14 protein-coding genes are annotated in these 15,592 nt (G+C 52.0%); 5 read left to right on the forward strand and 9 right to left on the reverse strand.

Translation table 11 applies throughout. The features are described from left to right. Nucleotides 1-236 precede the first annotated feature (236 nt). Nucleotides 237-1,328 (forward strand): phosphatase PAP2 family protein, encoded by a 1,092-nt coding sequence (locus ACR0KS_RS00930; RefSeq protein WP_170561699.1) that lies wholly within the window; start codon nucleotides 237-239, stop codon nucleotides 1,326-1,328. On the opposite strand, the gene ACR0KS_RS00935 is transcribed toward ACR0KS_RS00930, so the two are convergent. The 4 genes from ACR0KS_RS00935 to ACR0KS_RS00950 all read right to left on the reverse strand — a co-directional run bounded on the left by ACR0KS_RS00935 (nucleotide 1,308) and on the right by ACR0KS_RS00950 (nucleotide 5,541). Then, nucleotides 1,308-1,742 carry a DUF6538 domain-containing protein gene (locus tag ACR0KS_RS00935; protein ID WP_170561702.1) on the reverse strand — a complete coding sequence of 145 codons (435 nt, stop codon included), beginning with the start codon at nucleotides 1,740-1,742 and terminating at the stop codon, nucleotides 1,308-1,310. The two genes, ACR0KS_RS00930 and ACR0KS_RS00935, sit on opposite strands and share 21 nt — an antisense overlap. A 539-nt stretch (nucleotides 1,743-2,281) precedes the next feature. Beyond that, nucleotides 2,282-3,745, reverse strand: coding sequence for a hypothetical protein (locus ACR0KS_RS00940; RefSeq protein WP_170561705.1), 1,464 nt, complete (start codon nucleotides 3,743-3,745; stop codon nucleotides 2,282-2,284). A 4-nt stretch (nucleotides 3,746-3,749) separates the two neighbouring features. Beyond that, nucleotides 3,750-5,177 carry a class I SAM-dependent methyltransferase gene (locus ACR0KS_RS00945; protein ID WP_170561708.1) on the reverse strand — a complete coding sequence of 476 codons (1,428 nt, stop codon included), beginning with the start codon at nucleotides 5,175-5,177 and terminating at the stop codon, nucleotides 3,750-3,752. Beyond that, a complete protein-coding gene (locus ACR0KS_RS00950) occupies nucleotides 5,170-5,541 on the reverse strand; it encodes a hypothetical protein (protein WP_170561711.1) in 372 nt (123 codons plus the stop codon). Before ACR0KS_RS00950 ends, ACR0KS_RS00945 begins: the two co-directional genes overlap by 8 nt. Nucleotides 5,542-5,697: 156 nt before the next feature. Here ACR0KS_RS00950 and ACR0KS_RS00955 point away from each other — a divergent pair, with 156 nt between their 5' ends. From ACR0KS_RS00955 to ACR0KS_RS00965, 3 genes are all read left to right on the forward strand, one after another. Beyond that, nucleotides 5,698-6,972 (forward strand): serine hydrolase domain-containing protein, encoded by a 1,275-nt coding sequence (locus tag ACR0KS_RS00955; protein WP_170561714.1) that lies wholly within the window; start codon nucleotides 5,698-5,700, stop codon nucleotides 6,970-6,972. A gap of 72 nt (nucleotides 6,973-7,044) precedes the next feature. Beyond that, nucleotides 7,045-7,656 carry a TetR/AcrR family transcriptional regulator gene (locus ACR0KS_RS00960; protein WP_170698068.1) on the forward strand — a complete coding sequence of 204 codons (612 nt, stop codon included), beginning with the start codon at nucleotides 7,045-7,047 and terminating at the stop codon, nucleotides 7,654-7,656. A gap of 62 nt (nucleotides 7,657-7,718) precedes the next feature. After that, complete coding sequence (locus ACR0KS_RS00965; RefSeq protein WP_170561721.1) at nucleotides 7,719-8,651, forward strand: cation efflux transmembrane domain-containing protein; 933 nt, start codon at nucleotides 7,719-7,721, stop codon at nucleotides 8,649-8,651. 464 nt (nucleotides 8,652-9,115) lie between these two features. On the opposite strand, the gene ACR0KS_RS00970 is transcribed toward ACR0KS_RS00965, so the two are convergent. The 4 genes from ACR0KS_RS00970 to ACR0KS_RS00985 all read right to left on the reverse strand — a co-directional run bounded on the left by ACR0KS_RS00970 (nucleotide 9,116) and on the right by ACR0KS_RS00985 (nucleotide 12,974). Then, nucleotides 9,116-9,496 (reverse strand): hypothetical protein, encoded by a 381-nt coding sequence (locus tag ACR0KS_RS00970; RefSeq protein ID WP_170412890.1) that lies wholly within the window; start codon nucleotides 9,494-9,496, stop codon nucleotides 9,116-9,118. Between the two features lie 114 nt (nucleotides 9,497-9,610). Beyond that, nucleotides 9,611-10,789, reverse strand: coding sequence for a carbohydrate porin (locus ACR0KS_RS00975; protein ID WP_170337128.1), 1,179 nt, complete (start codon nucleotides 10,787-10,789; stop codon nucleotides 9,611-9,613). Beyond that, the gene (locus ACR0KS_RS00980; RefSeq protein WP_170412886.1) at nucleotides 10,786-11,550 is read right to left on the reverse strand and encodes a DUF3299 domain-containing protein; all 765 of its coding nucleotides are present in this window, start codon (nucleotides 11,548-11,550) and stop codon (nucleotides 10,786-10,788) included. Before ACR0KS_RS00980 ends, ACR0KS_RS00975 begins: the two co-directional genes overlap by 4 nt. A 26-nt stretch (nucleotides 11,551-11,576) precedes the next feature. After that, nucleotides 11,577-12,974, reverse strand: a complete 1,398-nt coding sequence (locus ACR0KS_RS00985) for an amidohydrolase family protein (protein WP_170337131.1) — start codon at nucleotides 12,972-12,974, stop codon at nucleotides 11,577-11,579. A 132-nt stretch (nucleotides 12,975-13,106) separates the two neighbouring features. Between ACR0KS_RS00985 and ACR0KS_RS00990 the strand changes: the two genes are divergently transcribed. After that, nucleotides 13,107-14,114, forward strand: coding sequence for an AraC family transcriptional regulator (locus ACR0KS_RS00990; RefSeq protein WP_170561724.1), 1,008 nt, complete (start codon nucleotides 13,107-13,109; stop codon nucleotides 14,112-14,114). A 339-nt stretch (nucleotides 14,115-14,453) separates the two neighbouring features. On the opposite strand, the gene ACR0KS_RS00995 is transcribed toward ACR0KS_RS00990, so the two are convergent. After that, entirely contained in the window at nucleotides 14,454-15,575 is a 1,122-nt protein-coding gene (locus ACR0KS_RS00995; protein ID WP_170382460.1) for a linear amide C-N hydrolase, read from the reverse strand. Between the last annotated feature and the right edge of the window lie 17 nt (nucleotides 15,576-15,592).

Raw genomic sequence — 15,592 nt, forward strand, 5'->3', positions numbered from 1 at the left:
TCCGAGAAATGCCCCCGTTTATCCTTGTCGTTCTGTTCCCCCGAGCCAGAGGACCGGAGTAACTGCCCATACCTAGTCGGAAGTTGGCGGTAGTTAAGCGGCCCTGAGCGGATTCGACAATTCCAAGTTGTTTGAACGGAGGCTTTATCAGCTGATAGGAACAAGACGCAAAGGGCCACGCGCCACCGAGAAGCTTGCTCTGTGAACATGTTAGTGGCAACGTGGAGTAAAACGGAATGTCGGATAAAACCGCTTGCCCGATCCTAAGATTCCTAGAATTCACGACAGGTAAACTTCGTCCAATCTTCAACTGTTATGAAGCAATTCAAAGCGGAGCTATGTTTGAAGCCAAGATAAGTATCTCCAAATTTATTAACTCGGTGGAATGCGCGCTCGGCCTAATGGTTGTTGCACTGAACGTGCTTTGGCTGCTGATCGCGATGGTGCGCGGTATCGAAATTGATTGTTACCTGGCCACATTTGAATTTCTACTTATGTTTGGAACTGTTTGCTTTGGCGTTTATCTCAGGGTTCGCCTGAAGCTTGAGGCATCGGCAAAACTTTTCATTGCGATGGGTTTTCTGATCGCCCTGCTTTCAGGAGCTATGAACCTAATTTACCTGCGGTTTCCGGTGGACACGCTATGGCTTGATCCGATTTTGGATGCTGCGGATAGTGCGATTGGGTACGACTGGCTGACTTTTGTGGTTTGGCTTTCGGAAAACCCCAAGATCGCCAACATATTGGGCTTCATCTATATTTCATCATTGTTTCAGATTGTTTTTATGGCTGCGGTGCTTTCGCTGACCGGACGGGATCGCACCTTGTATCGGATGCTGCTAACTGCGTTTGTGGCACTTTTTGCAACTGTCGCCATATGGATTATCGCACCCAGTTTTGGACCCGCTATCTTTTACACACTCCCCCCCGAAGCCGAAGCGAAATTTCAATTGGTCAACAATTCACGTTTTAAATCAGAAGTGTGGCATCTAGTCACCGATGGTGCTGGCACCGTGCCGCCGACACCAAAACTCGGTCTTATTGCGTTCCCATCCTACCATACAGTGATGTTTCTTTTGGTCTTGGTTTATGCATGGGACACCCCTGTACGCTGGCCCGTCGTAGTGGTCAACATTCCGATGTTGCCCGCAATTCTTGGGCAAGGCGCGCACTATGTTGCAGATGTTATCGCCGGAGTTTTGGTGTTCATCGCCGCTGCATGGATGTCCAGACAGAAAATAGTTGGCCCAGAGACATGGCCTGTGTCGTTTGGTACCGAGAACGAGCAGGAATTTCCTATTTTTCCCTTAGGTCGTCCACCGAAGTGAGCCTAGTGTTGTCAGTCGAATTCGAACACCAGTTTCTGGCAATCCAGCTGACCCGCCCCGATAACGATCAGCGCGCGCGGCGCGCCGGTGCCCGCTCCAGATTGCACCCAGAGTCCTCCAGAGTGGCCCGGAGACGGACGAGAGACGACTCTGGCTGGTCAACCAAACAGGAGCTTCAGCGGTGCTCTCGGGGGCAGACAGGGCTTCTTCAGCTTGCGACCGAACCTGGTCCACCAGCGTCTCGAACTGTGCATTGACCTCAGCGGCTCGGACGCGGGCAGTACCGGGGTCACTGGTCTTGAGGCTCTGCTTCAGCGCCTGAGCGCCCAGCGCGAGAGCCACGTCAACGGGATAATTACGTCTGAACAGCCACGTATGGCCCTTCAGGTAGGCATAGAGAATGTGAGCAGACATGGGTCTCCTCCTTTTCTGTTTTGATCTTTTGGGGTGTTAGTCGTGAGGGACGACCCGCAGGATCATCTCGAGAGCCGGTTCGCCGTAGGACCCAACCAGAGGACCGGTGAGGGCACAGCCGGTCACGCAGTCTTCGAACACCTTTTCCACGCGGAAGTGATGTTCAGGGACGTCATCGAAGGCGCGGACGACCACAACGTCGCCGGGGTTCGGTTTCAGCTCAGCGATCGTCGGACCTCCACGTCCAGAGAACCGCCAGCAGCACCAGCGCCGAGACAGCGGGGTGAGACCGCGAAACCACCCAGAGCATTGTCGTCAGGACAGCCTTGGGCGGTGGGTGCAAAAGAAAACCCCCGACGAGAACGCCGAGGGCAGACAGGTACTTCACGGGGCAGTATAACCGCTAGAGAGCTCGTTAACGGGTGCTGACTAGACCGCCAAACAACCGCCCACTGGCGATGACAAGTCCGCTGGCGAGTCGTTTCGGGGGCTGAAGACTCATTTTTCCTGGCTGAATAGTTGCTGTAAGGTTATGGCCTCTATCTATGCTTTACCGTGATAGAGACGCCTTGATCGCGCGCGATGAAAGAATGGATAGCGTTGTTGAAGACTTTCTGAAGTACTGAATTTGAGGGTGCCGCCGCAGGGTTATATTCTGAATTTCGTACCGCAAAATATGTGTCGAGGTTATCGGATTCGTTCTCGCGATCCGTATCAAATAAAAGACGTGCGCCGTGGTCGCCGTGGATAATGATTGTGACGTAGGGTTTGTCAATTACTAGATCCAAAATCTGCATTATTTTACTGTGTGTGCAGTCCGTTTGATCCCAATAGGCTCGCTTGACGGAAGCGTAGGATTGCTGATTTCCTTGGCGAATGGGGTAAGCCCAATCCTCCGGTCTTTTTAGTCGGCAGTCTGGCTCGTAAATAAATGGAAAATGAGGCACCAATAGGTGTGCAAAATAGGCGTCTCCGGGGGCAAGCGTTTCCAAATCAGCGCGCAAAAGCTCCATGATTTCCAGGGATTTTCCCGGCCACGACAAGTAGCGGTAGGATTTTTTTGGTGGCGCAATCCAATATGCTACAGCGCGATATGCACCTATAAAACGGCCACTTTCGCGGTTCATGTAGTCGCGCGAAATAGCCAGCAACGCGATATGAACCCGGTCCGTATATGAGAGCCCAGATGCCTCGAACACGCTCATATCTCGGGTCGGATATGTGCTGCATGCGATGCTTTGGTTGTTGGCACAAAAATCCATGTAGTCGCTTTGATAAACCCGCAGGCGATAGCCTTCATCGCGTAATCTGGCGAAAAGCATATTATTTCTGACAGATATAATGTGAGTTTCCCCGGGATCGTTGACCAAATAGTTGTTTTCATCGCCGCTCAGTGACATCAAGTTGGACAGGGAGCTATATGTATCATGGTGCACAGCACGCACTTTCGGGTGAACTTGAAACCCACGGTTTTGAATTGCGTGCAAAATTCCTGCGGCTACTTTTTGTGAATAGGTCGACTTCGCTTCTTTAGCCAAATGCGCTTGCTCATCCAAAATAATGTGCAAAATGGCGTTTTTTGGCCCGCCATTCTGAACAGCTTGTTTATTCAGATCGGTGGAGTGCGATACCCCGGTATTTTTGGGAACAACGACATTGGACAGGCTGAAAATTACTGCGAAAGTGGCAATTACGGGCAGCGTGGAAGATTCCGTTCTGCGCATAACCATGGCTGACAGCACAAGAATTGAAGTCAGAATGAGCGGAGAAAAATCAGAAGTGTTCACAAGATACACACTGACAAAAGCGTAGAGGGTCAAAGTTGCAAGCACGAAAAGCAAACCCAAACGCGCGCATAGGGCGGCGAGAAGCGTCCCTATACACAAGAACAGAAAAGATGTTGCCCAAACTTCAAAAGACAGGAAGGAATAACCCAGATCCAGCAGGTGTGTGATAGGCAAGGCGCCTAGAATTAGGCCGACGCTGATAATCGAGCTACGCATCGTTTCAACATTCCCGGTAGCTAACTAAGAGACGACCATTGCTGTCGAACTTGTGCTCACTCGAAATTGATTTGCGACGCGAGACAAGTTCACGAAAATGCTCCTCTGTATAGTCAGAGAAGATATCGCTACGCAGATCTAAGAGCTGTTGAACCATCGGGTCTTGCCTAGGGACAAACTCTATTACCCCTGTGGGTGCCATATTTAAGAGCCATTCTACGACTTCTTTTAGGGGCAGGTTGCAGCCAATAACAAGGTGGTGGATCAACGCCAAAGCCAGCACTCCGTCGGCATTTGCTCGCGTCACTAAGCCTTTACGCTCGGCCTGATTCCAGCCAATATCGGCGGAGGGGTCTGACAGGTTCATTTTTAGAGGCAGGATAGCAGCGCCGGATTTGGTGCGGGTATTGTACAAAAATTCCAGCGAATCCCTATCATTATCGATCACAACAGCACGGTGTGCACCTCCTTCAAGCGCTGCTTGCGAAAAATCGCCCGTATTGCCGCCGATATCCAAAACGAGCTCCGGTTGTTCCCGTTCAGCCCAAGCCCTAATGAAACCCAACTTTGTGTCGCGCATTTCGTCTGAATAGCTGTTTTTAGTCGCGTAGCTATTCCAGTAAGAGGCGTTGCGATGTGGGCTTTCAAGGCCCTTAATAAACTCCTGAATTTGTTTCAGGATTGCAAGGTAGCTACCTTTACCGAGGTGTACCGTCTTTCGGGGGGAGCTTTGAAAATTCGCGGAAGATGTTGCAATTACAGATTTCCCGTGAAGGTACACATGGGAAAAACCCGTCAAGCTGGTGAATAGTTTACGCTTTGGTAGGATCGCGAGCGCGTCTTCAAATGAGATGCCGTCAATAGAGCCACGATACATCGCTTGATAGGATACACCGCCCCAGGCTTCAACAAGAAGCGGCAGCAAGAACTGACGGCAAAATTGATTATAGCCGTTCCAAGGTTGCCCCTCTTCGTAGAGCTGTATTGACAACACATCGATGTGAATCGGCTTTCCGTCCACAAACTGCATATTGTAAGCAGAGGCGTCCGAGAGAACGTACCCTTGGTTCAACGCCTCCACTTGAAGCTCCAGATGGGCGATGGCTGCGTCTTTAAGTTGCGTGAATGTCCACTCGTAAGGATAGCTCAGCATAGGCACTTCAGGGTGTTCATATAGCGCAGCTGCTGTTTCACCGCGCGCTCCCTTGAAATTTGAAGGTTTTAGATCATCTTCCTCAATTTGTTGGCAGGCGATCAATAGTCCCTTGTCTGCTAATCGCTGGAGTATGCCGCTGTTATAAATTTCTGCGAATTGTGCATGCTTCGCTGGCATAATAGCTCTAATGATGCGCTCGCCTTGCTTGAAAACATAACCAGTCGGATCACGAAAAGAGCCAGCATCCCGCGTTGGCGCCGAAGCTTTTTCACGCATCTGAAGCGTCGTCTTTTGGCTTGGCACTGAATAGCCCAATGATTTTTTTGCGCACTCTGCGCATGGCCACCGCGGCTGCTGCCAAGCCACCAACTATAGTCTGAATAACGATACTGCCGGTAACCGGGTCGATATAGGCAAATGCTGGCATTGCTGTCGATGCAAAGAGGATCATGCCAGTTATTCCAATTATTGCAGCGTTTTTCATTCTTATCCATTCCTTGGCTTGAATGTTTCGCGGCATGGGCAACACTACCACTGATTTTCTGAAGTGCAATCTATCAGGGGTGAATACGGCGAAAGATTGTTTTTCATTGGCTAAATTTTGGGGTTTCGTGATGAGCACAAACCAAGCGACGGGCAATCCTGTTTGCGCCTATCGGTGAAGCTGGACTCGAATAACAAATTCCGCGCTCAGCCCATGGCGCAAAGCACACTTCTCAGATCTGACTGCGCTTCGATTTCATAAGACATGCAGCGCAGTCATTAGAAATAAGCTCAACGACATCAAGGAAAACAGATGAACAAAATCAATTGTATAGTAGCAGTTAGCTTTCTCCTGTCATCAGCAGCATATGCTCAGTCAATACTGCCTCCAGATCAGGCGTTCCTCGATCAAGTCGAAGGCTTTGGTGTCACCCAAGAAAACTGGGATAGCGGCGAAAACGCAGCCGTAACCTTTCCCAATGCCTACAAGTTCACGCGTCACTACGTTGTTGAACCGAGCGGTGACATTGAGCCCGAGAGCTGGACGGAGTCCATTAGTCTCGACTTGTCCGAACTGACTGCTGAAGACGCTGATGGTCCACTGGATATCGAGACTTTGTTGCGGGACAGGCTCAAGAACCATTCAATGGTAATTCTGAAGGGCGACGACCTGCTGCACCAGCATTTTTGGAACGGGATGGATGAAACATCTACCCACTTGGACATGTCAGTAACAAAGTCCTTCACTGCCATTCTTGCTGGAATTGCTGCGGCCGAGGGTAAATTGGACATGACGGCACCGGTGGAATCTTATCTGCCAAGGTTCAAAGGGACAGCGTTTGAAGGCGTTTCGCTGCAAGACGTGGCCGACATGAATTCAGGCCTCGACATTCCCACACCGCCCTTTCTTTCTTGGGACCCAAAATTCACCGAGTCTCAGGAATGGAACGGACCCAATGATAGCGGTTTGAACGGCATCGAAGATTACCTGGTTACAATCGCGCAAAGAAAATATGAACCAGGCACACACTATCAGTACCAGGACCCCAACACAGAAGTTCTGGGTCTTGCTGTCGAAGCGGCGACCGGTGTTGGATTGGCCGAGTACTTGCAAGACAAGTTGTGGTCAAAGCTAGGAGCTGAGGGCGAGGCATATTGGATGGCTGACCCGTCGGGTGCAACAGTTGCCTCCGGGGGATTGAACATGAGAACGCGTGACCTCGCGCGCGTCGGACGTATGATGCTCGCCGGAGGTAAGAACTACGCTGGAGATCAAGTCATCCCTGCCGCTTTCCTGGACGCCCTGTGGATGGGAAACGACAGGGTCCGCGGTGCTTGGAGCAACGGAAAAGAGGCCGTGCTCGCGCCAAATGGGTGGTATAAAGATCAAATCCGGATCTTGGAAATTGGTGACCACAAATTCGCGGCGTTTGTCGGAATACACGGTCAGGTTTTGGTGGTTGAGCCAGAAAGTGAAACCGTCATTGCAATGAACGGTGGCTACCCGCAGACGGAAACAGAACGCATGAATTCCATGATTTTCCTACAGGTTGTTCCAGCGATTCTAGATGAAACAGCAAAGATGTAGGGCTGCTGAAATTTGACGCGTGGGTCCTGTTGTTGGTACGGACTTGTCATATACCATTGGTCAAGACTGTGAATGAAACGCTACGCTAAAGGTGAGGAACGACGACTGAAGTTGATCCTCGCTGCCGAAACACTTCTGGAAAATGAAGACCTTCCAGATATCACCATGTATAGGATCGCGGCAGAAGCCGGTATCCCGTCAGGTTCTGCTTACCACTTTTTCAAGGGGGTCAACGAGGTTTTTGCAGCTGCGGCCGGTCGTTTTGGTGAGCAGTTGATCGAAGAGATAATCGCGCCCTACTCAGGCGCTGCCTTGGAGGATTGGCGTAGCTTGTTCGAACACGCAGCACGCCGAGGCGTCGCTTTGAATCAAAGGAAGCCAGGCTATTGCCGACTTATCTTGGGGAGTACAACGGCACCTGCGATCAAGGCTACCGATAGGCAAAACGACTTTGAGCTTGGCGTTCAATTCGCGGAACTCATGGACGGCTACTTTGTGTTGCCCGGCATTGACCAACGCGAATTACGTTTCTTCCATGCAATCGAGATATTTGATCTGTTCCTCAGTCTATCATTTCAGAGGCATGGGTCTCTGACCCCCGAGATGACTGACGATGGGCTTTCCGCCTCAATCTCATATTTGCGTCAGTTCATCCCAGATCGCATTCCACGCCGTGGCGTTTGACAGCTAGATCCTTTCAAGCACTGTATCTTTTGCGGTCCACTCAAGGGTTTTGTGAGGCACTCATGCAGAATGAACATGCATCTGAACAACGTGCTCTAACCATTAGTATGATTGGCACGCTCTTGATGGGACTCGCGGGTATCGGCGCAGCCATTCTATCAAACTCCCAAGCTATTCTCCTAGATGGGTTGTTTTCATTTGTCGGCTTTGCAGCAGCACTTTTTGCACGAAGGGTAATTGGAAGGGTCCAAAAGGCGCCAGACCAGATTCGCCCTTTTGGCTACGGGTCGGAAGAGTCAATTTTCACAACATTCAGGGCTCTCTCGTTGCTTGGTGTGGTGCTCTTCGCAATCATCAATGCGCTTCGTAGCATCGGCTCATACGCGAACGGTCAGCTGCCGCCACCTTTGCTGTTCGAGCCTATCGCAGTTTATCTCGCTGCCATCTTGATGACTTGCCTGGTTCTTTGGTTGTTTCACCAGAGAGCCTGGAGGAAGGGCGGAAAGCGCAGTGATATCTTAAAGCTGGAGGCCAATGCGGCTGCCTTTGACGGCGCTGTGACCGCGGCCGCGGGTGTTGGTTTGTTTTTGGTCGCTTCGATAGACGATGGACCGTTGGCGGTTGTCGCCCCCATCGGAGACTCTCTGATTGTTCTAGTCTTATGCTCGATGGCTGCAATTCGTTATTTTGCAGACTTTCGAGCGGGATTGGCCGAGTTGGCAGGGGTCGCAGCGCCAAAGGCCAGTTATGAAATGGTGTTGGGTGTCGTCAAAGAGCCGATAGCGTCATTTGGAGGCAAATTGGTTGAACTACTGATTGTAAAAGCAGGGAGAAGTCACTCTATCGTTGTCTTGTTTGATCCTCAGCGACCAGTGTCCGCAATTGAAATAGACACTCTTTCGGATGAACTGGAGCAGAGTCTGCGACAGAAACTTAAACACGCGAACATATTGACTGTGGTAACTTCTTCGAGCGGAGATTCAGAAACGCATTAGAGATTTGATCCTCGCTTTTAAGGTTTGCCCAATTCCGCATTGGCTGTTGTGAAGGTCAGCTTTGGGCTGCCTCCAGTCGTAGACACGTGAGGTAGCGAAGGTCGACTACGAGCCAAAATTTACCGATGCTGCTTAGAGCACCAATGTCAGCGATGCGCAGAAAGCAGACTTTGCAAAGTCCGGTTGACCACATTGTCCACCAAAGGCGACAGTTCTGCTTCGCGACTGGGCTATACATAGCCCTCAAAGCGTATTGTTTGCGGGACTTCAGTTGCACCGTTTTCCTGAGCGAGTAGGGCGCGTGCTGACGAAAAGGTAGCAAGCGCAAAAAGAACAAGAAGGGCCTTTATCATCGTAGCGCCTCGGATCCGGGTTTTGAACTTGGGCCGGGGTTCACAAATGATCGCCCCGGCCAGCGTCAGGGCAAACGAGGTAGTTCTTGCCCTGAAACATCGTACTTTCGTCTAGTTGAGAAGATCACCGACGATGCCGACGGCATCGACAACAGTAGACAGATCATTCGTAACTTCGAGGACTTCGCCATCGACCTGAATGTAGCGGTTTCCTTTGCCGGGCTCCCCCAGCTTCCATTTGGAAAGGTCCCCAATATCCTCGAACTCCAGGTCAGATGGGAGCTTGGCACCGCGCGTGTAGCGCTTGATCTGTCCAGGTGGTACAGCTTTTGGGCCTTTGCCGGGTTTGTCTTCTATCTGAATGCTGACATCACCGTTCTTGCCCCCCTTGTTCGGCTTTTTACCCTTGTTGTCTTTGGCATGGGCATCGCTGCCTCCAAGGATGAAAAACACAACTGCTAAGGCTGCAAGAATTCCGTATGCAATCTTCATAGATTGTTCCTTTGCTTCCCAACTTCATTCGACCGGCGTTGAAAATTCCGGCACGCGCTTGATCTCTCTTAGTTGCCCTTTGGCACACCCCTTAGTGACTGCCTTCACCCCGCATTAGAAAACGATCCGGGTTCTTAGACCGAACAGGGTAATCCGGTCCTGATCGGGATTTAGAAGCGGGTCGGAAATGAATTGTACCGATGGCGTGATCTGCAGTCCGGGTGAGATTGAAAAGCGGTAGAAAGCTTCAAGCGTGAACTGATCGCCATCTATGCCTCTTGCTTCGGCCCAGTTTAGGCCCAGACCGGCCAAATCGGTGTTGCGACCATAGTAACCGAGACCGGCAGAAATCGACCGTTCATAAAGCGCTGCGGTTCCCTTCGAGGCCCCTGCACGGAAGAACGGCATCCATTTATTGTCAACAAACCATGCGGCGGAAAACGCTGCGCCGTAATCTTCTGCTCGACTGCCATCGTCAGCCGCATCCGCATGCCAGAGGGTCAGATGGATATTGTCGAAGTAGATGCGATCAAAGCCGGACGTGTACCCAAGTTCGAGCGACTTGAAGAGATTGCCGTCGCTAAACACATCAAAGTTTGGATCGGACGGGTCGGCGTTTGCGTCTGATACGCTGGCAACGGCGTAGAGGTTCTCGCTCAGCTTTACCCCACCGGCAATACCAAGGCCTTGGTTGGGCGTGTTGATTGTCGGGTTGGTATTGAAAGACAGGTTTTGAAAACCACTGTAGGGGCTTACCAACCCGTAGATATCCACAAAGTCCGTTACATCAATCTGGCCGACTTGCAGCGCCCACGACCCATTCTCAGCCCTTTGGGTCCAGAACAAATTGGTCAGAAGCAAACCGTTGTCATTGAAGGCTGTTCCCGTGATTGAAAGGGCTCCGCCATCCAGCCCGAGAAATTGCGGAGCAACGTCAGTATAACTGTGCCTGTCTTCGATCTTGAATGTCAGAGACCCCCGTTCAGTTGCCTGCCAACTGCCGTAGAACCGCGCAATTCCGCTGGCTGCTTCGCCGGTTCCCAGATCAGCATCCGTGGTTTGGCCCAATGCCAGGTAGTCAATGTTGAACCGAAAACCACCCTCAGCCAGTCGGTCTTTCCACTGAAACCAACCCGGTGCGATGTTGCGTGGAAAATCGGAACGATATTGCGGATCGGTGAGCCCGTCTCCGGGCGCAAGATCGGCTTCGACTGAAGATGGCCCGGATAGTCCCTGAGCCGACGCTGCGCCAGCAAATGCAATGCTCAATGCGGCAACCAGAAGTCTTATCATTTTGACGCCTGTGCCCCACCGGTCTTGCGATTTCCTGCCGCGCGGATGAGATCAGCAGCACGCTGCTTCCATTCCAACCTGTCTGCCTCGGTTTCCAGAGTTTCGACACGTTCCGCCTCTAGCTGGAAAGTCGCATTCATAGGCATGAGGCCATCCACAACCATCATATTATGAACGGAAGGATCGATAGTCAGCGTGCCTGTCAGCCGAACGGGTTCGTGGAAATAGCTAGGCGCCCAGTCCCCGTTCAACCGCACACGGATCATCTGGTTAGGCGGAGGTGGAGGCATGTGGCTGCACATCCCTCTTTCTGGCACCAAATACGCCACAGGCCGGCCGTCCGGATCGCTTGGAGCAGGAATGGCAAAGCCCGCGAGTGTGATTGTTCTGCCGTCGAATTGCGGGTTTCCGCTCGTTCCAGCCTTTCTTCGACGTTCAGTCACAACCTCGCGCTGATCGAGTAACCAGTCGACGTCAATTCCGTCTGACACCAAGGCGTCTTCGGTCTCTGCTAAAAGCAATTGCCATTTCTGCCGTTCTTCGGCGCTGCCAACCTCCTGCTGCAACCTGCCGCGTATACGCACAACGAAAAGAACATCGTCGAACTGTTCGGGGCTGAGTTCACGATAGGGGTCATCAAAGACCTGCGCAGACGGATCTGGCAGATCTGCCCAGTCCAACGCGGTTCCAGGCGTCGCCGCAGCATCATAACCGCACAAAACCAACCCTGCGAATACTGCGGAGCAAAACCAATTTCGCATGAATGCTCTCCGGCTGCTTTATCTGGTCAATCCAGTGTGTTTTTGTAGATCACACCGTCCTTCATGATCAGGCGGATTGTTTCCGGGCTGTCCGGCCTCGGGTCCGCACCGAACCACTGATCGCCTGTTCCAACGACAGAGAAGTCTTCGAGGGGGTTGCCGTCTATCAGCAGGATGTCGGCATAGGCGCCTTCTTCGATCACACCCAGTTTGCCTTCCGGATAGGGGTTCATGAAATCACCGCTAAGTGCCGCGATCTCGCCACCTACCGAAGTTAGGGTTACCATCGACGCATAGGGGCCGAAGAAATGGTTATTCAGATGTTTCTCGTAGGCGATCTGGATGTTGCACGCTTCGACCGAGCCGACGCAATCGGTTTGGAAACCGCGCGGCGCCGGGCATTCCTTCATACTTGGAATGTAGGCTTCGAAGGTCGCCGAGGCCGATTTGGCCTTCCTCAAACTGTTGGGGTTGTTTTTCACGGAAGGAACATCAAGTAGGCCTGGATCAAATGCTGTGATGTTCGTCGTGATGTACGCTCCTTTTTCTTTCATCAAAGCAGAAATCTCGCAGTCAAAGTGAAATCCGTGTTCAATGGTTCTGACCCCTGCATTCAGGGCATTGATGATCGCTTCTTTGCGGTAGGAATGTGCCATGACATAGGTGCCGTACTCGTTGGCAACCTGAACAGCGGCCTCGATCTCTTCTTTCGAACCGGCGAGCAACTGCCATGGATCGAATGCCGAAATCACCCCACCTGATTGCATGAACTTCAATTGCGTGGCACCCATGCGCAGGTTGTTGCGGCCATACATGTAAATTTCGTCAACACCGTTGACCTGTTGGGCCATATTCAGAGTCCCAAAGTTGGTCACCCCACCCGGCGGAGATGTGAAGGATGCGAAATCGGCGTGACCACCACGTGTTCCGAGAAATGCCCCGGAAGGATAAAAGCGGGGGCCGACGATCTGGCCGGCGTCAATTGCGCGCCGCAGCCCGCCGCCAGCGCCCCCGGCATCGCGAACGGTCGTGAAGCCCTGCATCAGGTACATTTCGGCCATCCGGGTCCCGTGGATGGCGAAATCCTCCCAGGTCGAGTTGGTTTCCATCTCGGCAATCGATGGCCCCATGAGCATCAGGTGCGCGTGATTCTCTATAAAGCCCGGTGTCAGAGTGCGCCCACCGCCGTCGATAACCGTCGCGCTCGGCGCATCAATGGCATCGGTTGAGACGGACTTGATCAGATTGCCCTCGACCAGAACACTGGCATTTTCAATGCGTTGCTCATTCACACCGTCGAAGACATGCACGTTGGTAAACAGCGTTTGGGGTTCTTCTTGATCCTGAGCCTGCGCGGTCGCCGAAAAAGAAAGAACTGCCGCGACAATTGCCGTCGAGCAAAGAGACATTCGTAAGCCGGACATAAGTACTCCCTTCATATTCATGTTTTGCCAACTATAGTCTGGAATTCATTGGCTCGGTTGCCCCTTTTGAATTAGGATGTACGAATGTGACTGCAAAAATGGCCACTTCTTAAAGCTAATCCAACAAGGGTTATGAGCTTGCCTTTCAACTCCACCTCCCGAGAGCATAGCGAGGGCTTTGTTCGCCTCTCTTTAGCCGCTCCCTTTCTGCAATATCTCACCGAACGTAAGATCAATCCGCAACCAGCATTGGATCAGGTCGGCTTGAAAGCTGAACTGATGACTAACCCATCCGTGTACGTTCACTCCGAGTTGGTTTACGGCTTGGTAAATGCTTTCTCAGAAGTATCAGGGGATCGATACCTAGGACTGAATGTAGGGGGAGCGTTTGACCTACAAGGATGGCCGCCCTTCGCTCAAGCCTTGCAATCTACAAAAACGCTGTTCGAGTTTTTTACCCGCTTTGTTGAGCTCGTGCCGCAGGAGTCCAATTCTGTGCGGCACAGCCTTGTCATTGAAGCAGACAAAGCGACTTATCGTATCGAGAGGCAACAGGAACCAACCGTCCCACCCATTCAGGTGACCGGTTTTGGTGCCGCAATCTATGTACGCCTATTGCAGACCGTCGTCGGAGATTCCTGGGACTCTTCCCGTGTGCGATGGGAAAGCAGATACATCAATGGGCTGCCTATCGACTACAAAGGGATCGAGGTTGGCCTTGGGACTGATCCCGGAATGCAAATTAGTTTTCCTGTGGAATGGTTGTTTTTGCACCACGTCTCTGAGGGTTCTGCCAAGCCCATAGCATCACTTCGACAAGATGAAGAAGTAACCGTGGTGGCAGCTTTGCGATCTGTCTTACGCGACAAACTGGATGAAACCGATTTGGGACCAGAGATGGTGGCTGGAATGCTGGGAATACAACCGGAACGGTTTCTGAAAGCGCTTCAAAAACAAGGCACAACGCTACCGCGCGAAATCAAACGGCTGCGTATCGATGTCGCCAAGGAGCACCTCAAACAAAACCAGATGACAATTGCAGAGATCGGACTGATGCTCGGCTATTCTGACAAGTCCCATTTCACTCGCTTTTTCCGAGGTCAGACCGGAATGACACCGACCAAGTTCCGAAGCAAGTAAATGTGGTCGAGCCAAATGAACGCTTCGAAGATTAGGTCCTCGTGGGATCAGTTCGGAGAAGTTGTAGTGCGACGTTGAACAGGTTAGTCGACGACATGAATGGTTGGTTGCCACCGCCGATACAACCTCTGCAACTGGCCGTTTCGTTGTGTATTTCGGAGTTAGCAAAGCTTGGTTGCGAAGGTCCGCTTCGGGCTGCCTCCAGTCACTAGTGCGAACAGTGGTGAACGCGGCTTCGAGCCTAGCGCCGGTAATTCGCTGGAGCGGTAAACCCTCCATTCCGAAGTTTTATTGGGCCGCAGCCAGCGGTGATGCCGCCACGGCCCACGTGGTAAAACGTCAGTTCGTTGGGGTCACATCGACTAACGTTGGTTCGCGATCACCGCTGGTTTCAAAGACGATCATCTCGTCTCCCATAGCTCCGAAGTCAATCTGCTTCATATCGACCATATGCACCGTTCTGTCGTACATCGTGTGATAGTAGTAGACGAGGTTGAGGGAGTCCGCAGCGGTCGTGATCTGAGTTGCGCTGTAAAGCAGGTCGTCCGACTGCACATCGTCTTGAGCGCCCTCCGCTGCATCGGCCGGAATGTTGAAATTATCCAGAATGCGAAACGCCTCGCGCACGGTGTCATAGCCACCTTGCGTCTCCCGCGCCGTCTGAGAAAAGGCGACTGCGCGGACGAACCGGGATGGGGGTGTGAAGTCGCCTGGCAGCCCTATCATTCCACTCCCAGCGCCAAGGGGCGCGAAAGTAACGCCACTTGCCTCAACTTCCGGAAGCCCAAGGGCCGACAGGTTTACGTAGTTGTTAAGGTTCGTCATGTGCCAATCGTAGTTTGGCGAATTGGTGATCACGCCAAGCGGAGCATCGAAAATCGTCAGTTCACCGTCAATGTACTCGACAACGATCCTTCCGCCGAACCGGTCAGCAACCAACATATGAAATGGGAAGGGAAATCCGAGAGTCTCATCTACGACCCCGACAACACGGACATTCGCCAACCCGGTGGCAGCCTCTTCAACTGTCTCAAATTGGGAAAGGACATAGCTGGCTAGCAAATCGCCGGGAATCGTGTTGCCGGAAAGGTCAGGGTCGTACTCCTGATACTCGGTGAAGCCGGGCAGATAAAACAACCCGGCGGTCAACCCAGCTTCGTTGATGCCATCTGCGGGAGCCCCATGATCCAACATGCTGATACCGACCATTCCAAATCGGCCGGTCCAGTTTGCTCCGTCTCGCTCATCTGGCATTTCGCCTGCGGTATAAGTGAAACCTCGCGGAATAATGTTGATCTTTGTCTCAAGATCGAACGGCCCCCATTCGGCGGTCCTTGCGCGAACGATGCTTCCATCCTGCCCTGTCAACATGATGCCAGTGCATCCCCAGGCCATCGATACTGAAGCCACAAAGGCTATGGTCGCTTTTGGTAATATCCGAAATAGCTCGATATGACGCATGATCGTACTCCAACACA

The sequence above is a fragment of the Ruegeria sp. BC7 genome, assembly GCF_056539165.1.